This is a genomic window from Carnobacterium funditum DSM 5970 (assembly GCF_000744185.1).
GTDB lineage: Bacteria > Bacillota > Bacilli > Lactobacillales > Carnobacteriaceae > Carnobacterium_A > Carnobacterium_A funditum.
Map to the genome: position 1 here is coordinate 1,502,452 of NZ_JQLL01000001.1, position 23,992 is coordinate 1,526,443.

Here is a 23,992-nt window from a genome sequence, read left to right on the forward strand (position 1 = left end):
ATAACAGAAATCCAGCTTCCCCCTTTGCTACTTTCCGTTTATCAAATAAAGTTAACTATTGTTTATTCAAGTCGGTTTTAAGCTCTATTTAATTTATAGCAGGTAAAATATAAAAAATAATTTTCATCCTTTTTTCTTGCATAATCTATCCTTAACTTTTAAATAAGGTGTTTCGTTACTTATTTGTCTTGTTATGCAAAAAGACGTATAATATTCTCATACTATACGTTGTAAACGAACTACGTAAGACGTTTATACTTTAGTTTAATTGGAGGTGGAATAGGTAATGCTTTTAAGTCTTGCTTTAATATTAATTATTGGATTTATACTGAGTTCACTTTTTGTTCGATTACATTTGCCAGGGTTACTGGGTCTCATTCTAACAGGGATTATTTTAGGTCCGTATAGTTTTAATCTTTTAGACCCCAAATTACTGACAATATCAGCTGATATAAGACAAATCGCCTTAATCGTTATTTTATTCAGAGCAGGATTAACAATGAATATTCGTGATTTGAAAAAGAATGGTCGCCCAGCTATTCTGTTGACCTTTTTACCAGCTACATTTGAAATAATAACTGTTACGATATTGGCTCCGCTATTATTTGGTATTTCTACTTTAGAAGCAGCTATTTTAGGGACTGTCTTAGGGGCCGTTTCCCCAGCAGTTGTGGTTCCACGTATGATTGGGCTTATTGAAAGTGGTTATGGAAAAGCCAAAGGAATCCCCCAAATGATTTTAGCGGGAGCATCTGTCGATGATGTCTTTGTGATTGTACTGTTTACCTCGTTTTTGAGCATGTTTCAAGGAACCGGCTTTGCTATCACTTCGCTTCTATCCGTTCCATTATCAATTATTTTCGGACTCCTACTAGGGATCGGCTTGGGCTATTTACTAGTCAAACTATTCAAATATTTTCATGTTCGCGATACCATCAAGGTTTTATTAATCCTAAGTGTTTGTTTTTTGATGGTGGCTTTAGAAGATAAGTTAGAAGGCACTTTCCCTCTCTCAGGTCTTTTAGGTGTGATGGCTTTAGGGGGAATCCTATTGAAACTGTACCCTCTTTTAGCTAAACGTATCAATAATAAATTTTCAAAAATTTGGCTAGGTGCAGAAATTTTCTTATTTGTGCTAGTAGGATCAGCTACCGATATAACTGCACTTAGTGAAGCCGGATTTGCGGTCGTTCTATTAATAATTATTTCACTGATATTCCGTATGATCGCAGTGTTCTTAAGTGTTGCTGGTACAGATCTAACACTACAAGAAAAAATTTTCACAGCAGGTGCTTATACACCAAAAGCGACGGTACAAGCCGCTATTGGTTCTATTCCTCTCGCAATGGGTGTTCCAGCAGGAAGTCTTATTCTGACTGTAGCCGTTCTTGCTATTGTCATAACAGCTCCAATTGGCGCAACTTTTATTGATCTGAGTCATAAAAAACTTTTACAAAAATAAAGTAAAGAAGCCTCTAAGGGCGGGACTTAAGTCCCACCCTTAGAGGCTTCTTTACTTAAATTGTTCGCCCATATCTTCCTCGCTTTTGATTTCACTATACTATTTAAGGCTATTTACTAAATAATGTTGTACTTATGAAAAACAGACTACTTCTTTAAATATATCCTATCTTACTGTTTTGGTATCATACTCAATGATGACCCAACTTAATATGGTTAGCCTTTTATTAATGCTTATTGGAGGACTATTGTTTTTGATAAGTCGATTTGGTAAATCAGAAATAGATAGTAACGGTTTTTTGCATGAATCTTTATTTTTTTATCCCCTTTGGTTATTTGTTTATATTCATTGGAATATTACTATCTTTCATTCGTTTTGTTAAGAAGCAAATCAGAAAATATAAATCCAGATAATTATCAATACAACAAAAATAGTTTAGCACGTGCATAAAATTGACTGAATTAATGTATCTAAAACCTTGTTAAATCAAGCTGTCTTTTTTCATGTACAAAAAAGACAGTTTGTCTTCTGTATTTCCCCACTTTTTTTTGGTAAACTAAATTGCCAAGCTTGCTTAGAGAACTTACTAATTTTTAAACTAATAATTGAATAACGAGGAGAATAATATGAAAATTGCCATTATTGGAATGGGTGTTGCCGGTATTGGTGCACTTAGAGAATGGACAAAAGAAAAAGAAATTGATCCTTCAATAGAGTTAACTGTATTTGGAGATGAGAATACTTTTGGAACCGGTGCACCCTATCAAAAAGATAATGAAAAACTGGTTATGAACCAAGCTGCTGGAACAATCACCATCATTCCAGAAAATAAGAAAGACTTTTCTGAGTGGATGCAACATAATCAAAATGAAGAAAATCCAGCATTAAAACATTATCCCCGTGAACTATTTGGCGACTATTTAAAAGATCGAATGAACGATTGGCTAATACAATCAAAAGCAGGAATTGTAAAAGAAAAAGTTGAAAGAGTTCAGATACTAGCGAATAATCAATTTCGATTGACTTCGTCTTCCGTTGTAAAAGATTTTGACGCAGTTCATCTTTGCATTGGCGGTCTTGCTTATAAAGACTCTTATCAACTGATTAATCATCCAAACTTCATAGTAAATCCTTTTCCAGTCGAAAAAACATTGTCAGTGATTCCTAAGGGATCAATAGTCGGTGTATTAGGTACTGGTCTAACTGGTATTGATATTTTTAGATATACGTATTATAACCGGCCCGATTTAACAGTATCTTTCTTTTCTCCTTCTGGAAGATTCAAGTCAATCCGAGGTAAATCTGACCCTATTGACTATCGTTTCTTTACAGAAGAAAATATAAAGCTTGCCAAAGAAAAAAACAACGGCTTTATACCATTAGAAACTTATGTCGAATGGTTTAAAAAAGAAGCAGAATATCAACAGTTGTCACTAAAAGACAATTGGGAAAATGATCAGCTTGGCTCTAAGGATACTCTCAAAAGGGAATTGAACGATTCAAAAGAGATTGGCGCAATCCAAAATCTACTTCACGATATGAGTCCGTTTCTACCGGAAATATGGCTGGCTCTCGAAGAAACCGATAAGCAACTATTTTTTGATAAGTACTATGAAAAATGGGATAAGCTACGCAGTTCGTTCCCTGTTGCTACTGCCAAGGAACTTGTATCTGCTTGGGAAAAAAACAACATTACTGTATTCGATAACTTAATTGATGTTGTTGAAAGCGAACAATCGTTTAAAATTAGCTTAAAAGATCAGGAGCCAAAGTATGTAGACTATCTTATTAATGCTGCTGGTACTGAAAAGAACGTTTCATTCAAAATGAATCAGATGCCGCTCCTACGCCAATTACTTAATGAACGTCTCCTCCAACCTGAAACATTTGGCGGTGTTCAAGTTAACTTGCCTGACTTCAGTGCCATTAGTCAAAAATATGGTATTCTCCATACACTAAAAGTTCACGGTGAATTGATTTCTGGAATACAATTCGGAAATAATTCAGTGAATATGGTTTCTGAAAGTGCTCGACCGGCAGTTCAAGACATTTTGCAACAGATAAAAAATAGATAAAGACTATTAAAACCATGTATCAAGAGCCTAGTACTATCTTAGTATGTTTTATTTTTTACTGGACGTACCTTCCTTTTTTTAAGTAGAAACGTTCATTCTTCGCGTTTGACTACCGATATACGGTATAATAAAAACAAGAGAAAATAAATGTCTTTCTATGGAGAGGAAGGAGTTGCCCGTATGGAATCTATCCGCAACTTTACTGAAACATACCCCTTATTAGTTAATGTTATCTGGTTTCTTTTGTTTTTTATTATTCTTTATTTGTTACGTCGTTCTCTTTTGAATCGTTTATATGGACGATTAAAGAACTCAGGACATTGGTATGTTGCTCGAAAAATTGCCCGTTGGCTAAATAACTTTATTTTATTTATTCTATTTATGTATATTTTTGGAAAAAACCTTACTGGCTTTCCGACAGCAATCGGTCTGGCTGGGGCTGGCGTTACATATGCCTTACGGGAAGTAATTGTCAGTATTGCGGGATGGTTTGCAATCTTATTTGGTGACTTTTTTGAAACAGGCGATCGTGTCCTCCTTGGAGGGATTAAAGGCGACGTAGTGGATATTGGCGTACTGCGAACCACATTAATGGAAATTGGAGAATGGGTCAATGGCGATCAATATACAGGTAGAATCGTTCGAGTCGCAAACAGTTATATCTTTAGTTCTCCTGTTTACAACTATACCGCTAATTTCAAATTTTTATGGGATGAAATCATGATTCCTTTGCGCTTTGAAAGTGATATGAAGTTAGCCAAAATCATTTTATTAGAGGTCGCGGAAAAGCATACAGGACAATATAATGACGAAGCTGCTCTCGCTTGGGACAATATGAAAAGACGTTACAAACTAGAAAACGCTTCTTTAAATAGTCAAGTTTTTCTTTCCTTTAACGACAACTGGGTGGAAATAAGTCTTCGATATGTAGTCGATTATCGAGAACGTCGTGATGTAAAAGACAAACTTTTCACAGAAATTCTTCAAAGATTCGAACAAGAAGGAACACGCCTAGAAATAGCATCTGAAACGCTTGAAGTGCTCTCTGGCGGCAGCACAAAAATGAAGTGAATAGATTTGCAGAGTATGTAGACTTAACTGTTAGTGAAGTTGAACGGCTTACTAAGGGCGATTAACTTCTTCAAAAAAAGAGGGGAATCCAGGCAAAAAGGAATAGAATACTTGCAAGAACCTGCTCTGGAAAAAAAATAGAAATACTATATTAAAAATCATTCACACCATTTTAGTTCACCTCTGTAAAATATTGGTAGCCAATGATAATGAAAAATTTCTAAAGCTAAATGGTACAATGAAGTTAGCCACCGCTAATTTCATTATACCATTCAGCTTCTTTCTTATTTTTTTAATTTTTATTAGTTTTATTATCGGTTCATATAATACTATTCTTATTATTCCTACACTACTACTTATCCCCTAAAGATAGTAGCTGATGAAAATAAATCTCTTGATTAATAAAATGCATGTATTGTTAGATAGCTAAATTTGTACGTGAATAGATGAAAGCCTGTATCTATAACTTTTTTTAACAAGTTTAATTTGTGAACCTTGTCAGTTCCATCTAATTAAGGTGTTACCCCATAAAGATAGTTCAACTATCTTTATGGGTATTATCTTTGAATAAAGGATCTAGGAAGTCAAAAAGGTTGGGCAAAATTTTATGTCATAAATTTTATTGGGTATAATTAAACTAGAGGAGATGATTCTGCATGACAATTAATAAAATAAATTTCCCCATTAAAATAACAACATTGATTACTTATCTTATAATGATTGGAGCAAACGCACTTGCGACAATATTACCCATAAATGGCATGACTACTGGGGAGATTTCAGACTCCTATCCTAATTTATTTGCACCAGCGGGTGTAACTTTTTCAATATGGGGAGTGATCTATGTCTTTCTTCTTTTATATTCTCTCTATCAATTTGGAATTTTCCAAGGGAAAGAAGACTCATATAAGGAAAAATTATTTAAACAAATTGGCATTCTATTTTCAGTTTCATCTGTATTAAATACGATTTGGATATTTACTTGGCATTATGGCATGATAGGACTTTCAGTACCTATCATGCTAGGCATACTCATTCTGCTTATCATAATAAATAATATGACAAAAAATGCAGATTTACCATTAAAAGATTATGTGCTTATAAGATTTCCATTCAGCATCTATCTAGGATGGATCACTGTTGCAACTATAGCAAACATTACGACTTTGCTTGTAAAAATTGGATTTAAGGGCTTCGGGATATCTGAAACGATTTGGACAATAGCTATTCTACTAATAGGTCTCATTATAGCCTCTCTAGCCATTATTAAAAATAAAGATATAGCTTATGGGTTAGTAGTTATATGGGCATATATAGGAATATATATAAACCATATTTCAAGAACTGGCTGGAATGCAGAGTATTCTAGTATTATATTTACCGTAGTAGCCTCTATTCTACTATTAGTTGCAGTAGTTTGCTTTACAGTATTTAAATTACGGAAATCGTAAAATCTTGCTCTTCTTTGGAAATAGTTTGAGTACTCTCCTATAAAAAAAAATGAATAAAAGAAATCTACATAGTGGATTTCTTTTATTTTTATACTTTCGATTATCTTTACATTCTTGAACTAAAATTTAAAGTCTTTCCAGCTACTTTGAAAGAATCCATTCCAATGAGTTTATTCTCCAACACTTGATCAATTCTTTCATAATCTACTTTAGGATGGATTTCTTTTAATAATTCTAGTGTCTTTCTTGCACCCTGATCCATTGAATGCGCTCCTGAAATCAGTAGAATATCCCCTACATTCAACTGTTTAACGCCGAATCGCAATGTATCTTCGAGTTCTTTAAAAAATGTAACCTCAATTTTATTTTGTTTCATTACTTTCAAGAAAGCGGCTAATTCTTCTTCTGTAACTTCATCTTTTTTGTCTACATGAGATGATGCCGTCGTCAGAATGATCTTAGTAACGTTCATTTTATGGAACCATTCTGTTAAAGACTCGGCAATTTCTGTACTGTGCGCAGGACCATTACTTCCTCTAATTGCATGTACAAGGTGCAGCTCATTGTAATCTAAATGACTGATGGTTTCCATACATGAATCAATGTTGTTTTGATTCAATAGCAAGTCGTCTATCACTTTAAATTCTTTATCATAAAGTATCTGGAATCGTCTCTCTACACCTCGGAAATTTTTAATTCCTCGCTGAACATCCTCAATCGGTATATCATTGACCAATCCTGTAACAAGCGCTGTAAGTGTATTATAAATAGAATGATAACCTGGAACGGACATCTCTAAATCAAAACTTGTTGTCTCAATTCTTTTTCCACTTAGGGTGTTAAAGGGTTTTAGAATATCCACAGTAAATGATGGTATGCCCGACAAAAACTGAATATCTGAGACAGTAATCGTACCAGACTTATTTTCGATTCCGAAAGTAACGACTTGAGCTTCTGTCTCTTCTCTTAAAGGGATAAGCAGCGGTTCATCAAGATTCAAAATAACGGTGCTTGTTTTAGAAGCATTCCTTATCAATGATGCTTTAGCATTAAAGTAAGCATCAAATGATTCATGCAGTCTGATATGTTCTGGACTGATATTCATAAAGGCTACAACATCAAAGTCAGTATTATAAACACGTTTAAGTTCCAACGCTGAGGAAGAAACCTCTATGGAGACATGTGTGATTTCACGATCTCTCATCTTTGCAAAATGCTGCTGCAAATCATAAGATTCCGGAGTAGTTAATCTACTCATTTCGATTTCTTTATCGATTTTAACTAGAATAGTTCCTATTAAACCTGATTTCAATTGATAGGCCTTGAAGATTTCTTCTGTCATGTATGTAATCGTCGTCTTCCCATTAGTAGCAGTTACTCCGAATATGCTCATTGACTTAGAAGGATGATCAAAAAAATTACTTGATAAAACAGCCAAAGCTTCCCGGCTATCTGAGACTTTAAGTTGAATAACATCCATGTCTTCAATAAATTGTTCGACGATGATAACCGTTGCGCCTTGACTTGCAGCATGCTTTGCGTAGTTATGTCCATCTGTTTGGTGACCTTTAATACAGACAAATAAAGTATCTGAATTTACTTCTTTTGAGTGATAAGCAATTTTTTTAATATCGATTTTATCTAATGCTGTTTTAAGCTGATTATAGCGGATAGAGTCGATCTCTACCGATTTCAATAAGTCAGTTAGGTTCATAATGATCGTGACTCCTCCAGTGATTGTATCCATAATCTGACAAATCATATTTTTTGACAGATTACGTCTATTAATACTATCTAGTTTACTATTTTATCTGTCTTATGTCATATCATTTGCTTACTGAAAATAAATCTTTGTCTACTTATGCTACGAAATACATTTAGTTCATTTGTTTGAAGTCGGTGTTCTCTGCTCTTATTGAACTCTTTTAGAATTGGCATAACATTTTGTGCACCAGATTTTTGAATAGATATAGCAGCTGCTTCATTTATGAATCGAATACCTTCTTCTACCGTTTGACCTGCTACGTAAGTAACTACAAAAATCCGCGTTGAACGTATCTCTTACTCCTGTTGCCTCTATACTGATTCTACATTCCCTAGACCGTCATTCGTCTGAAATGAGTTACCTTCCATAGTCTCTTCGATTTTTGGTATTCTTAAGGCTTCTACGACAAAATCTGTTGAGATACTACCGACAACTAATCGTTTGGTTTTCATTTGATTTCTTCCTTTCTAATTGATTATCACATTAAAACGAGTACAAGTACAACTTGGTATAAGGAGTAATACCAATAACAAAATACTTGAGCGATTTTGGTAGTTTAATACACCTATTCAATAAAAAATAATGAAATAGAGAGCAAAGCGTATGCTTGGATAAAAACTCCAACAATAATCTGAACGATCCCGGAAGCAATCACTCCTTGAAACTAATTCCGCTCTTTTAGCCAATAGATAGTCCAGCCAAATAAAAATCCATAAAGACTGTACTCAGTCAGCATAAGTATCTGGCAAATAAACGTCAATAATCTTTTCCCGTTTTATTCCTCCTCGCAGTTTGTAAAAAAAGATTTTTTGAACAACTCATTTTATTGTATTCATTCAATTTCACGTTATACGGGATACGGAAGCGGCAACAAGATTCGGAGCTAGTCACATTTTGATCCTTTCTCGGTTATGTGTTTGAAGTATGCTCAGAACGCTTCTTTAGCAATTTTTTCCCTCCATGACTTACTACTCATTTTTCAAATGAAATACATGAAATTAGATAACGTTATGTACCATTTATAAAGAGGAGAGATTTTTTTAAAGGGCGTTGCATCATCAAATCATTGAAAATGCAAAAGAAACAACCGATTTGAGATAAGATAAAATATAAAATAAGAACTTTTTTTAAAAACCAGAATTGACACTCGTTCACGTTTGTCGAACCTAGTAAAATCCTATAAATTAGACTCTTTAGACAGTGGCAGATGACTATAAATTTGGAGAAGAAGCATTAAAACTAGATTAATTTAACATTAGTGATTGTAGCCACGTTGGCATTTGAATCTAATGAAAACAATTATTTCTTTGCTTCCATGTGATGACAGAAACATCTTGGTCCCTATATTGATAATACTTTAATAAATGGACAATTGACAAGCGATAAATGGTTGATTATACTAAAAGTAATCTAACAACACTATTTACGTTGATTGAGCACAGTAGCAGAAAGAATGTTGTCACCAGAAAGCTAGTGGATGATGAAAACTAGCACAACTCTTTTTCGCGAATTACACTCATAAGTAACTTGATTAATCTCAAGCGTCCTACTGGCGTTAACAGTAAATGAGTGGTCAGCAACTGTTTTTTTACAATTGTCGGCAAATTGGGTGGTAACACGATATTATTCGTCCCGATGAAAAGGTTTTTCAGCCTTTTCATCGGGACCTTTTTTATTTTAATATTATTCTTATAGAGGAGATTACAACATGACAATTATTGATGAACTAATATGGCGCGATGCCATTAACCAACAGACCGATGAAGAAGGTCTGAATAAGTTAATTAAAAGCAAACAAATTTCTTTATACTGCGGTGTTGACCCTACTGGAGACAGCATGCATATTGGTCATCTGATTCCATTTATGATTTTGAAACGATTCCAACTAGCTGGACATCGTCCGGTCATATTAATTGGTGGAGCAACCGGTACGATTGGCGATCCAAGTGGAAAATCAGAAGAACGTGTCCTACAAACGATGGAACAAGTCCAAGATAATGTTAGAAAACTTAGTGCACAAATGGTTCGACTTTTTGATGCAGGTGGAAGTAATGGGATTAAAATGGTTAATAATTATGACTGGACTAAAGATTTGAGTTTGCTCGACTTTTTACGTGATTATGGTAAAAGTTTTAACGTCAATACAATGTTAGCAAAAGATATTGTAGCTAGCCGTTTAGAAACTGGGATTTCCTTTACCGAATTCACCTACCAAATTCTACAATCGATGGATTTCTTACACTTGTACCAACATGAAGATGTACAATTACAAATCGGTGGAGCTGACCAGTGGGGAAATATTACAGCTGGTCTAGAATTTATTCGCAAACAAGAAGGCGCAGAAGCTCAAGCATACGGTCTGACTATCCCTTTGATGTTAAAAGCTGATGGAACAAAATTTGGGAAAACAGCTGGCGGTGCCGTCTGGTTAGACCCTGAAAAGACAACCCCATATGAGTTTTATCAATTTTGGCTAAATCAAGACGATCGTGACATTGTAAAATATTTGAAATACTTTACTTTCTTAACCAAAGAAGAAATTGATGCTTTAGCTGAAAAAGTAACAACTGAACCTCACAAGCGAGAAGCACAAAAAACACTCGCACGTGAAATGACTTTATTTGTTCACGGCGAAAATGCTTTAACTGATGCTGAAAAGATTACAGCAGCTCTTTTTTCTGGTGATGTAAAAAGTTTGACAGCTAATCAAATTGAAGAAGGCTTTAAAAACATGCCCACCTTTGAAGCTCCTAAAGAAGAGCGAAATATCGTTGAATGGTTAGTTGATGTGGTTGGCATTGAATCTTCTAGAAGACAAGCACGTGAAGACATTACCAACGGCGCTCTTTCAATGAATGGTGAAAAAATTGCGAGTGTCGATCTTATTGTTACTCCTGAAAATTCATTCGATGAACGGTTTATTTTAATTCGTCGAGGCAAGAAAAAATATTTTCTAATAAGATTAGTTTAATCACCACAAAAAAAGGACGTAGGTTTAATCTGCAGTCCTTTTTAGTGTATTTAGGAGGAAACAGCTGTGATTCAACTTAAATCCGTTACAACACCAGAAGACATTCAACTAGTTGTCCAATTAGCTAAAGAAATATGGACTGAGCATTACACTTCTATTATAGGAGCCCCACAAGTTCATTATATGCTTACCAACTTACAGTCTAAAGAAGCCCTTTTAAAAGACTTGAAGCAGGGCAAAGAATATATTTTTGTCGAATCAAATCATATCGCTATTGGATATGTTAGTTATGAATTAATACCTGATCAACTTTTTCTTAGTAAGTTGTATCTGAAAAAAAGTGAACGCGGTAAAGGTACTGGACGTTTTATTATGAATTACTTAAAGGAAATCGCTCGAGAAAATAAAAAAGATGCGATTGTTTTAACAGTTAATAAAAATAATCCTACTAGTATCGCTGCTTATAAAAAATTCGGATTTCTTTTACTAAAAGAACAACTAGTTGATATTGGGGACGGTTATGTTATGGATGATTATGTTTTTCACTATCCCATCTCTCATTAAGACGCATTCCATAAAAAAATTAGTTAGAAACGAGGTTTCTCATATGAAAATAGATCGAGAAAATGATGGATTAGCTAGTGCCAAAAGATTACACGAGAATAAAACAACTCCTTTTGAATTAGTAGAAGACGCCTTTAAACAAATTGAGATCGAGAACCCAAAATGGAATGCCGTTATCCATTCTCGCAAAGAAAAAGCATTACAAGAAGCCCTAAATAAAGATTTTTCCAATACCTTATTCGGTGGTTTGCCTATTCTAGTCAAAGGCCTGGGCCAAGATATCGCTGATGAACCCAGCACCTCTGGATCGCGACTTTTAAAAAATCATTATGCTAAACAAACTAGTAACTTTGCAAAAGCACTAGAAAAAGCTGGGTTCATTGTTATTGGTCAAACCAATACACCTGAATTCGGGTTTAAGAATATCACAGATCCTAGTTTGTATGGACCGACACGTAACCCTTGGAATAGGGATTGCACACCCGGTGGTTCAAGTGGGGGCGCTGCTGCTAGCATTGTTTCAGCTATGGTTCAAATCTCAGGAGCTAGTGACGGAGGCGGTTCTATTCGGATACCTGCAGCTTTTTCAGGGCTTGTTGGTTTAAAACCTACTCGTGGAAGAACACCAATTGGTCCTGGTTCTGGTCGTGGCTGGCAAGGTGCCTCTATCAGTTTTGCATTAACCAAATCCATCCGTGATACAGCTGCCATGATGGACGTGTTACAAACGGTTCAAGAACTTGCTGCTTTCCAAACGCCTCTTTTTGAGGTTGGTTACCTAAATACTTTACAAAAAACTGCTTCAAAAAAGTTTAAAATCGCTTATTCACTAGCTTCTCCTGTTCATGGACCGGTCAGTTTAGATGCTAAAAAAAGCGTCATGATGACGGTTGATTGGTTGCGCCAACAAGGCTACGAAGTTGTGGAATGTACTCCTGATATAGACGGAGTTGCTTTAATGCAAAGTTATTACACTATGAATGCAGGAGAAACGGCTGCCATGATGGAAAACTTAGAGAAGTCTCTCCAAAGAGCCTTAACCATCAACGACATGGAATTGATGACTTGGACCTTATACAATACAGGGAAATCTATTTCTGCTGCTACCTACTCCAATAGTTTAACTGCTTGGGATACTGCTGCAGAAACGATGGCACACTTTCATGAGACTTATGATTTATATTTAACGCCTACTACTGCTGATACAGCACCCTTGATTGATGCTAAATTACAAACTGATGAACAGATTGAACAGATGAAGCACGTTACTGAGCTTACAGCATCAGAACAACAAACTCTCGTTTGGGATATGTTTGCAGCAAGTTTAGCTATTACTCCCTTTACACAACAAGCTAATTTAACGGGGCAACCAGCTATTAGTTTACCCGTTTATTTGACTAAAAAGGGTCTACCGTTAGGAATCCAGTTCACTGCTCCCAAGGGCAAAGAAGACTGGCTGCTATCAATAGGATATGAAATGGAACAGGCAGGATTATTTATTTAGGTATAGAAAACAAAAAATAGCGCATCCTTAAAGCTTTTAAGGATGCGCTATTTTTTTATCCTATTTGATTTAAAGCTTCTTTGATTTCTGTATTACCTGAAATTAAATCAAATGCTTGACGACTTATATTTGAATGATCTAAAGCTGAAACAATTGTGCTCGCTACATCTTCTCTAGGAATAGATTCAATAGCTGTTTCTTTTCCAAGTTGGATTTTGCCTGTTCCAGGCTCATCTTTCAACATGCCCGGCCGAAAAATAGTGTAATCTAAATCACTTTTTTCTAGCATTTGGTCAGCATAATGTTTAGCCGCCATGTAAGGTTTCATGTCATCACTCCACTTTTCACGGTGATTCGATGCAATCGAACTAACCATTATAAAGCGTTTAACTCCTGCTTTTTCAGCAGCTTCTATTGTTTTTGCAGCACCGTCTAGGTCAATCATAATTGTTTTATCGTAACCGGTAGAGCCACCTGAACCAGCTGAAAAAACAACCGCATCTACCCCTTCCATTGTAAGCTGTATATCAGCCACAGAACCTTCTAAATCAGCAAGTTTGGCTGTTATTCCCTTGCTTTCAAAATCTGCTACTTGTTCTTCTTTTCGAACCATTGCTCGAACTTCATGTTGTTTACTTTCTTGTAGCTTTTCTACTACCATTTTCCCAATTTGACCATTTGCACCGACAACTAATACATTCATCTTTAAAATACCTCCTCATTTTATTATTAGTTTAACAAAAATATCAATATAAGCCACTGAAAGGAACTCAGTGGCTTTTTTTATTTGTTTTTTAAAATTAATATTGACTAGTCTAATGCAAAATAACCACATACTACATCACCTACTGCTTTTGCAGCAACCATAATTGTATCTTCATCTACATCAAATTTAGGGTGATGGTTATCATAATAGGTTTTCTTTCCTTTTGGTTGACAACCTACGAAGAAAAAACAACTAGGTATTTTTTGAGAATAATAAGCAAAATCCTCATTTGCCATTTGCATCGGAGTTTCAACCACTTCTTTTAAATAGTCATCAAGTCCATTCTCCAGATAATCTACTACACTACTGGTTAGTTCAGGATCATTGAACACTGACGGACATCCTTCTTCAACGGTCATAGTCGTTTGAACAGCAAACATTTCTTCTAAACCCTTTGCTAAACGTGCTACCTCACTGTTTAATAGTTCAAAAGTAGCTTCTTTCATATAACGCATATCACCCTCTATTATAACAGCATCTTTAATCACGTTAAAGGCTCCTTTACCCTCAAATGAGCCTACCGTTACCGTACCAACTTCAAAAGGATTTAACCGTCGACTGATGACTGTTTGGAGTGCCGTTACAAAATAAGATCCGGCTACAATGGCATCATTCGATTTATGTGGTGTTGAAGCATGCCCGCCTATTCCTCGAATAGCGATTTTAAACTTTGCCCCTCCAGCCATAGCTGCTCCGCTTCGATAAGCGACGATACCAACTGGATAATCAGGCATCACATGAATCCCAATAATATGATCTACATCATTCAAAACACCAGACTCCATCATATATTTAGCACCACCAGGAGGGACTTCTTCAGCATGTTGGTGAACAATTTTTATCGTCCCTGGAATTTCGTCTTTTAATTCAATCAAGCACTCCGCTAATACCATAAGATAAGCTGTGTGGGCATCATGTCCACATGCATGCATCACACCTTTATTTTTTGATGCAAACGGTAGACCCGTTTCTTCTTCAACCGGTAAAGCATCAAAATCAGCTCTCAAAGCTAAAGTCTCTCCAAACTTTCCTCCAGTGATGGTTACAACAACTCCATTTCCACCTACATTCGTTTCTAAAGTTGCTGCTTTATCTTGGTAGAAAGCTGCTATGTAAGCCGCTGTTTCTTCTTCTTGGTAAGATAATTCTGGATATGCATGTAAATATCTACGAATTTCAATCATTTCTTCTCTTCGTGCATCTAGCGTAGCCATTAATTTATCTCTCATCTAAATTCCTCCAATTAAATTCAGCTTTACCTATCTTTCTCCTTTTTATTTACTATAGCCTTTTTTGGGGGGCTAGGACAAACGTCTCAGCCTTTTTCATATATCCGAATTTTCATTCTAGAACGTGCTCCAAAAAGCAGACCCGATGTCCGCTTCACAAATAATACTTGATGGTCTGTGACGATCTTGCGCTTTTTCGTGAAGTGAGTCGGGTCTAAACGCTTTATGTTCCACTTTTATTTTTTTATCAGTTGATTTAACCAAAGAATTGCAATAAAACACCTGCGGCTACTGCGGACCCAATTACACCTGCAACATTGGGTCCCATCGCATGCATCAATAAAAAGTTTGCAGGATTAGCTTTTACTCCTTCTTTTTGAACAACTCGTGCGGCCATAGGCACTGCTGATACTCCTGCTGCACCAATCATTGGATTAACTTTACCCTTTGTCATTTTACACATTAGCTTGCCCATCAACACTCCCCCTGCAGTCCCAATTGCAAAAGCAAGCAGTCCTAAAATAATAATTTTAGCTGTTTGAACGGATAAGAATAACTCTGCTTCAGCTTTTGCTCCAACCGTAATCCCTAAAAATACAGTAATGATGTACATCAAAGAATTTTGAAGCATATCAGTAATATTAGGGACTCTCCCACTTTCTTTAATTAGATTCCCCAACATTAACATACCAATCAAGGGAGCTGATGAAGGCAATAGTAAGATAACAAAAATAGTAACAACTATCGGAAAAACAATTTTTTCTTTTTGTGATACTGGTCTTAACTGCTCCATTTTTATCTCTCGTTCTTTTTTAGTCGTTAGTAACTTAATAATTGGTGGCTGAATAATTGGAACAAGTGCCATGTAAGAATAAGCCGCTAAGGCAATACTTGAAAGTAAATGTGGAGCCAATTGGCTTGTTAAAAAAATAGCTGTTGGTCCATCTGCTCCCCCAATAATTCCTACAGAAGCCGCTTCTGGACCTGTCATCCCCATAGCTAATGCTCCAAAAAAAGCAATAAATATTCCAATCTGAGCCGCACCTCCAAGCAATAAAGTCTTTGGATTCGCAATCAATGGTCCAAAATCGGTTGCTGCCCCTAAACAAAGAAAGATTAACGGTGGATAGATACCAAGATTGGTTCCTTGATACAAATAATACAATAACCCACCATTGTTGCCATCAATAGGTTGTGCCATCAATCCTCCTATTGGTAAATTTACTAATAACATCCCAAAAGCAATCGGAATCAATAAATAGGGCTCATACCCTTTTTTTATAGCTAAATATAGAAATGTACAAGCAATTCCAATCATAATAGCCTGTTTATATGATAAGTTAGCAAATCCTGAATTTATCAGTATTTCTTTTATTGCTTCAATCATAATAATAGCTCCTCATCTGACATTATAGTCTGACTAAACTAGCACCTGCCTCGACTGCGGTACCTTTTGATACCATAACTTCTTGTACTGTCCCATCTTCAGGTGCTACAATTTCATTTTCCATCTTCATTGCTTCTAGAACACATAAGACTTGCCCAGCTTTTATAGTCTCCCCCAACTGAACAAGCACATGAATAATCGTCCCTGGCATCGGTGCTTTTACGTCAATTCCATTTGAAACTGCAGATGCAACTCGTTCTTGTTGACTAAACTCATTTTTGGGAGTAATTTCTTCATCTTTACTTTTATTATGTTTAACACTCGCTTCATCAACTTCTGCTACTGAAACTTGGTAAACTTTATTATTTACTGTAATTTCATAAGTTTTCATCCTACTAAGCTCCTTTATCTTATTCGTTTTATGGAGGTTACTTGATAATATTTATCTTGCTGATCTTCATTTGCTAAAACTAAAGCTGTCAAAGCTGCTACTGTTTTTGTTTCTTCATCTTCTTCTAAAGGATCTTTTTTTATTGGAAGAACGACTTTTTCTTTATTTATAGAGTTTTCTTCCTTAAAAATATATTTAAATGAAATTAAAATCAGCTGCAGTCCAAAAAGTACGAGAAAGACCATCACAATAGATGTAATGGATATATTGATGCCTTCTAATAAACTAATACTAGTCATCTTAGCCCTCCTTACATGATAGCGTTAATTTTAATAACTTCCTTGGTTGGTAATTGTTTAGGTTGATACTTGTCCTTTAAAAATTTTTCGCCTAATTGAGGAAACATCGCATAAATTAAAACATCCTCATCCGTCTTAGCGATATGGCTTATTTCATTTTTTTGCTTTTCAAACTCAGGTTCCAATAAATCTGCTGGCCTTCCTGTAATGACTTTTTCGTCGCCAATTATTTTTTGTTTCATTGATTCACTAATAGGCGCTGGTGGAGTACCATACAGGCCACGAACATAATCTTTAATCTCATTTGGAATCATTTTATAACGTTCGCCAGATAAGACGTTAAACACCGCCTGTGTCCCAATCATTTGGCTCATTGGTGTCACAAGCGGAGGGAAACCTAGGTCTTCTCGCACTTTTGGTACTTCACGCAAAACTTCTTCATACCGCTCTTGTGCTTTTGCTTGTTTTAATTGTGAGTAAAGATTAGATAACATACCGCCTGGGACTTGATAAATTAAAGCCTTTGGATCAACTGTCATCATCTTAGGATCTAAAATCATTTCTTTTAAATAATGGTCTTTGATTGGTTTAAAATAATCGGCAATTTCTTCTAAGATTTCTTTTTTTAAATGGGTATCGTAACCTAATTCTGTTAAAACAATACTTAAAGATTCCGTGGCTGGCTGACTGGTTCCTCCTGAAAAAGGGGAAATTGCGGTATCAATAATATCTGCTCCTACTTGAACAGCTGTTAAGTAAGTCATTTCTGATATACCACTTGTTGCGTGTGTATGCACTTCTATAGGCAAAGAAGTTACCTCTTTAAGAGCTGGAATCAATTCTTTCACCACATAAGGTGTCAAAATACCGGCCATATCTTTAATGCAAACCGAATCTGCTCCTAATTCGTCCAACCTTTTAGTTAGTTCTTTATAATAATTAATTGTATGAACTGGACTAATCGTATAGCAAATTGTTAACTGCACATGTCCTCCATATTTTTTGATAGATTTTACGCACGCTTCCATATTTCTACTATCATTTAAAGCATCAAAAACTCGGATAATATCTATCCCATTCTCAATTGTCTTCTCAATAAACTTATCTACAATATCATCTGCATAATGACGATAACCCAAAAGATTTTGACCACGCAATAGCATCTGCAGCGGTGTATGTGTCATTCTTTTCTTGATTTCTCTCAAACGTTCCCAAGGGTCTTCATTTAAAAAACGTATCGATGCATCAAATGTTGCCCCTCCCCAACATTCAACAGCGTGGTAACCTACAGCATCCATTTTTTCTAAAATAGGCAACATTTCCTCTGTTCTCATACGTGTAGCCATCAGACTCTGATGAGCATCTCTTAAAACCGTTTCTGTAAACTTAACTTCTTTTATCTTATTCAACTTCTTCACATCCTATCTTAGACAGTTACTTATGTCTTAAAATTCACTGGTCTAGAATGAAAATAGGCAATATCCATATAATAACCTTGCTCCCCAGCCCACCTTTCTGCTCATTTTTATATCAGACAGGCTATTTTTAACCACATGCATAGAACGCTTACACCACTTGGAAATACTTTTGTATTTATTTTAACATAAGATAGGATAATCATACCTATCATCCTACTCAATTCATTTATTTCTTTAAAATTGAATTTGGACTCTTATTAAAGTACACTTTAATCTCTACACAAATACTACGCGCCTTAACTAATTTTATTTTTATTACAAAATAAGTTTTAATGGAGGAAAAAATAAATGAGAATCGGAATTATTGGGTTAGGAGATATTGCTCAAAAGGCTTATTTACCTGTTCTTAGTGAAAAAGAAGGAATTGAACTTGTCCTTTGTACACGCAATCAGGAGAAATTAGAGCGACTTGCAAAAAAATATCGTCTTTCAGAATATGTACAAACAGTTGAGGAACTAATTGATCTAAAGATTGATGCTGTTTTAATTTGCACTCCTTCTGCTACTCATTTTGAACTAACTAAAAAATTATTAGAGAATGGTATACCTGTTTATATCGATAAACCCATTGCAATGAATTTGAAAGAAACAAAACAAATCGTTCAATTAGCCATAGAAAAAGAATTGATTGCGATGGTTGGGTTCAATAGGAGATTTGCTCCGATGGTTGCGGCTTTAAAAAATGAAGGAAAAGCTGATATGGTTGTAATACAAAAAAACAGGTATATTCTTCCTGGTGATAAAAGAGACTTTATTGTACAAGACTTTATTCATGTCGTGGATACATTGCGTTTCCTAATGGATACAGAAGTAGTTGATCTAAACGTCCAATACCTAGAAAAAGACGGCTTACTTTATAACGTCATTATTCAATTAATTGGAAAAGAATGCACAGCTATTGGTATTATGAATCGAAATAACGGCATAACAGAAGAGGTTATCGAATACATGACTGCTGGAAACAAGTTAGTTATTAACGATCTTGTTAAAACGACTCAGTTTTCAAATGATACTAAAACGTTCATCGATTTCAATGGTTGGGAACCAACTTTGGTAAAACGAGGATTTTATCAAATTATAGACCATTTTATTGAATGTGTGGATTTGAATAAACAACCTAATCCATCTATTTCTGATTCTCTTATTACCCACGAGATTTGCGAAGAAATCTATGAGAGAGTTACAAGACATTAAGATATCTCTTTATTGTTGAATGATAAAAGCCCTAAAAAATAGACCTTTTTTAGGACTTTTATTTTAATTACTTAGTCATTCCAATCTCTTGGACTCCATAACCGTCCATCTAACTCACCTTCCATTTGATTTATTCGCTTAAACTGTTCTTTTACTAACTCTATCGTTGCTTTAAGTAAAGCTTTTTGCTTATATTCTTGGCTACTAGAAAATAATGTATTTAATTCTAATAATAGCCATTCTTCTTTATCCATGATTAACCTCCTAATTCATATCATCTATTAAAAGTTTTAAATCATCGATTGTTTCTCTATTCTCTTCTATCATTTCAATTACATATTGTAATTTTTCTTCGTTTTCTATCCCTAAAGAAGTTACATTCGTTTTTTCTAGTTGATTTAATAGCCATTTTTCGCGGGAAAATAAACTTAGTTCAGTACCATGTGTCAAAAATAGTTGATAGTCAATCAGTAGAGTCATCTTTTCTTCTTCAGTCATATAAACAAACTGATGAACAGCAAATATTTTAAGAAACTTCATCCCGGTTTTATGAGCCATTGCTTGAAAAGGTTTTGTCAATTCGTCTATACTGTATAATTCTTTTCCACCAGCTTGGTAATCTGTTTTTGCAGCCCCTATTAATAAAACGAGTGCAAATTCTTTGTTTTGTAGTTGATTGCCTTTTTTACCGTATGCAAAATCATCTGTTAATACTTCATCTTGCCATTGTTTAAGCAATGCTGGCGAACTATACCAGTAAAGTGGAAATTGAAAAATAATTCGATCATGTGCAGCTAATAATTTTTGTTCATTAGCAACATCAATAGGGGTATTCGAATAGATTCCCTCTAAATGATGAATCGTTACATCTTGATCATCAGGAATTGAATGAAGTAAATATTGTTGGCTACTTGATTCTTTAATTTCAGGATGAGAAATAATAATTAATGTTTTCACTTATTTATTCTCCTTTTCACGCTCTATTTCTTCAATTAGTACTTATACTAGAAATAACCCACTCTCTATTATAAATAAACGGAATAAGAAAAGAAAGGAAATGGTCTCTATCTTTGTTTCTCTCTCATTTATCTACTATCTTAAGTATTCCAACATATTTTTTTTAAAGACAGAAATCATTGGCAATTTCCGGATAGGCACTAATTCTATTTCCAAACAAACCAATAGCTCTTTTAAGTATCTAGCAACTAGATTGTATTGATTTATGTCCACGACAATTTTTGGTGGTTTTTTATTTCCTGACAAAACTAGTTGCATGAACACGCGCTGGATAGCTTCACTGTCACCTGGCTTTACGAACTCACTACATATAATCTCATTACTTTCACTATCTACTATTAATAAAACTAGTGGAAAGTAGGGTCTCTCTCCATCTGGTGGAGCTATAGGCGAATTCACAAAGTCTATATCGATCTCCCATATAGCTGAACCGAATTTTTGATTCTCAACTCGTCTCATTTCGAACTTTGTCAATAAAATTGGCGTAGTTTCCTTTAACAGGGGCTTTCCAATTACAATTCTTTCAGGTAAAGACAATAAACCGTCTATGTATTCTCCATTTTTTTGATACGTCCGAATTAAAATTTCTGACTCAGTCTTTTTTTCTTTATAAAATGTCAACTTCTCTTCAAAATCCTTCGCTGTTTCTATTAATTTTTCCATTACTTCAATTAGCAATGGTATTTCTAATTTGTCTATAATTGAAGGATAATAACCTGGATAATAGTCTACAAAGATTGGATATGATTTTTTTCCGCGAAATGTTACCCCGCTCATTTCAATAAGCTGATGTTCTTCTTTACTAATAGCTTTTTTATTTTCAAATTCTAAAGAGAGGCAGTTTTGAAATGGGATTATGTCCAGCATAGGACGAAATTTCTGTAACTTTTCCCCTATATTCGTCTCAAAAAAAGTAGCTAAATCTTCTACGTTTCGATAAAATAAAAAACCATAATTTTGTTCATTTTCACCTAATACAGAAATGATTATCGGTTCTTTACGATTACCTAATTGAATAGCAATCAAATCACTTTTCAAATACTCGTCCCAAAATTTTTCTTCATATAGCTGTTTAGCAAGCTGAAACAAACGTTTTTGCTGATCCATCATATTCTGACTCCTCTCAAATAAACAAACGATTTATTATATTCTATTATACCAAATTAAATCGGTTACAAGTTGATTTTCTTTTTTCTAAAATAAAGCTACTATAAAAATATACCAACGTTTTTATCAACTTATTACCGTAACATTAAGCGGCAATCTCTCATCTTCTAATCGTTGTATTTGTCGTTGCTTGGAAAAACGGTTACAATAAAGAGGAAACGTGCATGAATAAACTATTAGGAGGAATTTTTAATGAAAAAAATTATTAATAATCCCTCATCTATCTTAGATGAGATGCTCGCCGGTATTGCATTTACTTATGATGATTTAGTAGAGCGTTTACCTGAAACGAATGTTATTCATCGAAAAACTGCTCATAACAAGAAAGTAGCATTAATTAGTGGTGGTGGCAGTGGTCATGAACCTTCACATGCTGGTTTTGTTGGACAAGGTATGCTTTCTGCTGCTGTCTGTGGAGAAGTTTTCACGTCTCCTACTCCAGACCAGATCTTAGAAGGAATCAAGGCTAGTGATGAAGGTAAGGGTGTTTTTCTTATCATTAAAAATTATTCTGGAGACATTATGAATTTTGATATGGCAAAAGATTTGGCTGAAATGGAAGACATAGACGTTGAATTTGTGGTTGTAGATGATGATATCGCTGTTAAAGATAGTACCTATACAGCTGGAAAAAGAGGAATTGCAGGAACTGTTTTTGTTCATAAAATATTAGGTGCTGCAGCAGATGAAGGGTTCTCTTTAAAAGAGATTAAAGTCCTAGCTGATCAATTAATTCCAAATATTAAATCTCTTGGTGTTGCTTTACGTGCTGCTACCGTTCCAGAAGTTGGTAAGCCTGGATTTGAATTAGCTGAAGATGAAATTGAATTTGGTGTTGGCATTCATGGCGAGCCCGGTTACCGTAGAGAAAAAATTAAACCTTCTAAAGAGTTGGCAAAAGAAATTGTTGAAAAATTAAAAGACGAGCTACAATGGAAAAAAGGAGAAAAATACGCTGTATTAGTTAATGGTATGGGTGGAACACCTTTAATGGAACAATTTATCTTTATGAATGATGTAAAAGTTTTATTGACTAAAGAAGGTATCGTGTTGGCCTTTAAAAAAGTAGGCGACTATATGACCTCAATTGACATGCAAGGCCTCTCATTAACCTTAGTCAAGTTAGAGGATGATAAATGGCTTGACTATCTAAATGCTCCTGTAAAAACTATTTCTTGGTGAGAAAGGATGGATAAAATGGTATCTGTAGAAAATACAAAAAAATGGCTGTCTCTTTTTACAGCTCAATTAATTGAAAATAAAAACTATTTAAGTGAATTAGATACGGTCATTGGTGATGGAGATCATGGCAATAATATGGCTCGTGGAGCAACAGCTTTGAATGAGGTATTGGACTCTAAAGTTCCAGAAGATGTACCCTCTTTATTGAAATTAATTGGAATGACTTTAGTCAGTAAAGTCGGCGGAGCTTCTGGACCATTATATGGATCTGCTTTCATCAGTATGGCGAAAGCTAGTCAAGAAAGCTTAGATTTAACAGCTCTCTTAGAAGCAGGATTGGATGGTATTCAAAAAAGAGGAAAAGCAACAGCCGGTGAAAAAACAATGGTAGATGAATGGCTTCCTGTTGTTGAAGCTGTCAAAGAAAAAAAATTATCTATAGAATTAATTGAAGAAAGTGTCGAAAAAACAAAAGATATGAAAGCTACTAAAGGACGTGCATCTTACTTGGGAGATCGTTCAATAGGTCATATTGATCCAGGTGCTATGTCTAGTAGTTATCTATTCAAAACCATGATTGAGGCAGGTGTTTATAGTGAGTAAAGAATATGGAATTTTATTAATTTCACACGTAGAAGGACTGGCAAATGGCGTTGCAACATTATTAAATGAAGTTGCAGGAAAAGTTACGATAAAAACAGCTGGTGGAACTTCAGAAGGAACTGTTGGAACTAGCTTTGATAAAATCCAAGAAACCTTAGAATCATTTGAAGAAGATAAAATTTTAGCTTTTTATGATTTAGGGAGCGCGAAAATGAATTTAGAATTAGCCATTGAAATGTCTGACAAAAAGGTTACATTTTACGATATAGCTTTTGTAGAGGGAGCTTATACTGCAGCTGCCTTATTACAAGCAGAAGCTTCCATTGAAGCCATTGAAGACCAACTTATGCCCTTAAAAATAAAATGATGGTCATTTGTTTAATCTATTTTTAAATTTACTTTTTTTATGAAAAATT

Annotated in this window: 23 protein-coding genes and 1 other annotated feature; of the genes, 12 read left to right on the forward strand and 11 right to left on the reverse strand. The window is 34.9% G+C overall.

Features of this window, described 5'->3' with window-relative positions; all coding sequences use genetic code 11:
* The first annotated feature begins 286 nt into the window (after positions 1 to 286).
* The 5 genes from BR44_RS06985 to BR44_RS07000 all read left to right on the forward strand — a co-directional run bounded on the left by BR44_RS06985 (position 287) and on the right by BR44_RS07000 (position 6,059).
* On the forward strand, positions 287 to 1,462 hold the full coding sequence (locus BR44_RS06985; RefSeq protein ID WP_034551502.1) for a cation:proton antiporter domain-containing protein: 1,176 nt from the start codon (positions 287 to 289) through the stop codon (positions 1,460 to 1,462).
* A 211-nt stretch (positions 1,463 to 1,673) separates the two neighbouring features.
* Complete coding sequence (locus BR44_RS12185; protein WP_425393579.1) at positions 1,674 to 1,844, forward strand: DUF3955 domain-containing protein; 171 nt, start codon at positions 1,674 to 1,676, stop codon at positions 1,842 to 1,844.
* Between the two features lie 244 nt (positions 1,845 to 2,088).
* Positions 2,089 to 3,537, forward strand: coding sequence for an FAD/NAD(P)-binding protein (locus BR44_RS06990; protein ID WP_034551504.1), 1,449 nt, complete (start codon positions 2,089 to 2,091; stop codon positions 3,535 to 3,537).
* 147 nt (positions 3,538 to 3,684) lie between these two features.
* The gene (locus BR44_RS06995) at positions 3,685 to 4,608 is read left to right on the forward strand and encodes a mechanosensitive ion channel family protein (RefSeq protein ID WP_051912590.1); all 924 of its coding nucleotides are present in this window, start codon (positions 3,685 to 3,687) and stop codon (positions 4,606 to 4,608) included.
* 656 nt (positions 4,609 to 5,264) lie between these two features.
* Complete coding sequence (locus tag BR44_RS07000) at positions 5,265 to 6,059, forward strand: hypothetical protein (protein ID WP_034551507.1); 795 nt, start codon at positions 5,265 to 5,267, stop codon at positions 6,057 to 6,059.
* A 106-nt stretch (positions 6,060 to 6,165) separates the two neighbouring features.
* Here the strand turns inward: BR44_RS07000 and BR44_RS07005 are convergent, their stop codons facing one another.
* On the reverse strand, positions 6,166 to 7,806 hold the full coding sequence (locus tag BR44_RS07005; RefSeq protein WP_245592938.1) for a Mur ligase family protein: 1,641 nt from the start codon (positions 7,804 to 7,806) through the stop codon (positions 6,166 to 6,168).
* Between the two features lie 329 nt (positions 7,807 to 8,135).
* On the reverse strand, positions 8,136 to 8,276 hold the full coding sequence (locus tag BR44_RS11515; RefSeq protein ID WP_156954915.1) for a hypothetical protein: 141 nt from the start codon (positions 8,274 to 8,276) through the stop codon (positions 8,136 to 8,138).
* Positions 8,277 to 9,243: 967 nt separating this feature from the next.
* Positions 9,244 to 9,462 (forward strand) — a binding site (T-box leader).
* A 70-nt stretch (positions 9,463 to 9,532) separates the two neighbouring features.
* Between BR44_RS11515 and tyrS the strand changes: the two genes are divergently transcribed.
* From tyrS to BR44_RS07020, 3 genes are all read left to right on the forward strand, one after another.
* Complete coding sequence (gene tyrS / locus BR44_RS07010; protein ID WP_034551509.1) at positions 9,533 to 10,795, forward strand: tyrosine--tRNA ligase; 1,263 nt, start codon at positions 9,533 to 9,535, stop codon at positions 10,793 to 10,795.
* A 66-nt stretch (positions 10,796 to 10,861) separates the two neighbouring features.
* The gene (locus BR44_RS07015; RefSeq protein ID WP_034551510.1) at positions 10,862 to 11,359 is read left to right on the forward strand and encodes a GNAT family N-acetyltransferase; all 498 of its coding nucleotides are present in this window, start codon (positions 10,862 to 10,864) and stop codon (positions 11,357 to 11,359) included.
* Between the two features lie 43 nt (positions 11,360 to 11,402).
* Positions 11,403 to 12,863, forward strand: coding sequence for an amidase (locus BR44_RS07020; protein ID WP_034551512.1), 1,461 nt, complete (start codon positions 11,403 to 11,405; stop codon positions 12,861 to 12,863).
* Between the two features lie 55 nt (positions 12,864 to 12,918).
* Here the strand turns inward: BR44_RS07020 and BR44_RS07025 are convergent, their stop codons facing one another.
* The 6 genes from BR44_RS07025 to BR44_RS07050 all read right to left on the reverse strand — a co-directional run bounded on the left by BR44_RS07025 (position 12,919) and on the right by BR44_RS07050 (position 18,335).
* On the reverse strand, positions 12,919 to 13,566 hold the full coding sequence (locus BR44_RS07025) for an SDR family oxidoreductase (RefSeq protein ID WP_034551513.1): 648 nt from the start codon (positions 13,564 to 13,566) through the stop codon (positions 12,919 to 12,921).
* A 107-nt stretch (positions 13,567 to 13,673) separates the two neighbouring features.
* On the reverse strand, positions 13,674 to 14,858 hold the full coding sequence (locus BR44_RS07030; protein WP_034551515.1) for an amidohydrolase: 1,185 nt from the start codon (positions 14,856 to 14,858) through the stop codon (positions 13,674 to 13,676).
* Positions 14,859 to 15,114: 256 nt separating this feature from the next.
* On the reverse strand, positions 15,115 to 16,245 hold the full coding sequence (locus BR44_RS07035) for a sodium ion-translocating decarboxylase subunit beta (protein ID WP_034551516.1): 1,131 nt from the start codon (positions 16,243 to 16,245) through the stop codon (positions 15,115 to 15,117).
* 22 nt (positions 16,246 to 16,267) lie between these two features.
* Positions 16,268 to 16,636, reverse strand: coding sequence for a biotin/lipoyl-containing protein (locus tag BR44_RS07040; RefSeq protein ID WP_034551518.1), 369 nt, complete (start codon positions 16,634 to 16,636; stop codon positions 16,268 to 16,270).
* A gap of 14 nt (positions 16,637 to 16,650) precedes the next feature.
* Positions 16,651 to 16,935, reverse strand: coding sequence for an OadG family protein (locus BR44_RS07045; protein WP_034551520.1), 285 nt, complete (start codon positions 16,933 to 16,935; stop codon positions 16,651 to 16,653).
* An 11-nt stretch (positions 16,936 to 16,946) separates the two neighbouring features.
* A complete protein-coding gene (locus tag BR44_RS07050) occupies positions 16,947 to 18,335 on the reverse strand; it encodes an oxaloacetate decarboxylase subunit alpha (RefSeq protein WP_034553085.1) in 1,389 nt (462 codons plus the stop codon).
* A gap of 366 nt (positions 18,336 to 18,701) precedes the next feature.
* On the opposite strand from BR44_RS07050, the gene BR44_RS07055 reads away from it, so the two are divergent.
* The gene (locus BR44_RS07055; protein ID WP_034551522.1) at positions 18,702 to 19,607 is read left to right on the forward strand and encodes a Gfo/Idh/MocA family protein; all 906 of its coding nucleotides are present in this window, start codon (positions 18,702 to 18,704) and stop codon (positions 19,605 to 19,607) included.
* Between the two features lie 71 nt (positions 19,608 to 19,678).
* On the opposite strand, the gene BR44_RS07060 is transcribed toward BR44_RS07055, so the two are convergent.
* The 3 genes from BR44_RS07060 to BR44_RS07070 form a co-directional block, all read right to left on the reverse strand.
* Positions 19,679 to 19,861: a hypothetical protein gene (locus BR44_RS07060; RefSeq protein ID WP_034551524.1), complete on the reverse strand. Its 183-nt coding sequence runs from the start codon at positions 19,859 to 19,861 to the stop codon at positions 19,679 to 19,681.
* Positions 19,862 to 19,871: 10 nt separating this feature from the next.
* Positions 19,872 to 20,564 carry an NAD(P)H-dependent oxidoreductase gene (locus tag BR44_RS07065; RefSeq protein ID WP_034551527.1) on the reverse strand — a complete coding sequence of 231 codons (693 nt, stop codon included), beginning with the start codon at positions 20,562 to 20,564 and terminating at the stop codon, positions 19,872 to 19,874.
* 135 nt (positions 20,565 to 20,699) lie between these two features.
* A complete protein-coding gene (locus BR44_RS07070; RefSeq protein WP_051912592.1) occupies positions 20,700 to 21,734 on the reverse strand; it encodes a DUF7309 domain-containing protein in 1,035 nt (344 codons plus the stop codon).
* 249 nt (positions 21,735 to 21,983) lie between these two features.
* Between BR44_RS07070 and dhaK the strand changes: the two genes are divergently transcribed.
* From dhaK to dhaM, 3 genes are read left to right on the forward strand one after another with little or no spacing between them, the layout of a single operon-like run.
* Positions 21,984 to 22,973: a dihydroxyacetone kinase subunit DhaK gene (gene dhaK / locus BR44_RS07075; protein WP_034551529.1), complete on the forward strand. Its 990-nt coding sequence runs from the start codon at positions 21,984 to 21,986 to the stop codon at positions 22,971 to 22,973.
* A gap of 15 nt (positions 22,974 to 22,988) precedes the next feature.
* Positions 22,989 to 23,576 carry a dihydroxyacetone kinase subunit DhaL gene (gene dhaL, locus BR44_RS07080; protein WP_034551531.1) on the forward strand — a complete coding sequence of 196 codons (588 nt, stop codon included), beginning with the start codon at positions 22,989 to 22,991 and terminating at the stop codon, positions 23,574 to 23,576.
* Complete coding sequence (gene dhaM / locus BR44_RS07085; RefSeq protein ID WP_034551534.1) at positions 23,569 to 23,943, forward strand: dihydroxyacetone kinase phosphoryl donor subunit DhaM; 375 nt, start codon at positions 23,569 to 23,571, stop codon at positions 23,941 to 23,943. The genes dhaL and dhaM overlap by 8 nt, the downstream gene beginning before the upstream one ends.
* Positions 23,944 to 23,992: the final 49 nt, after the last annotated feature.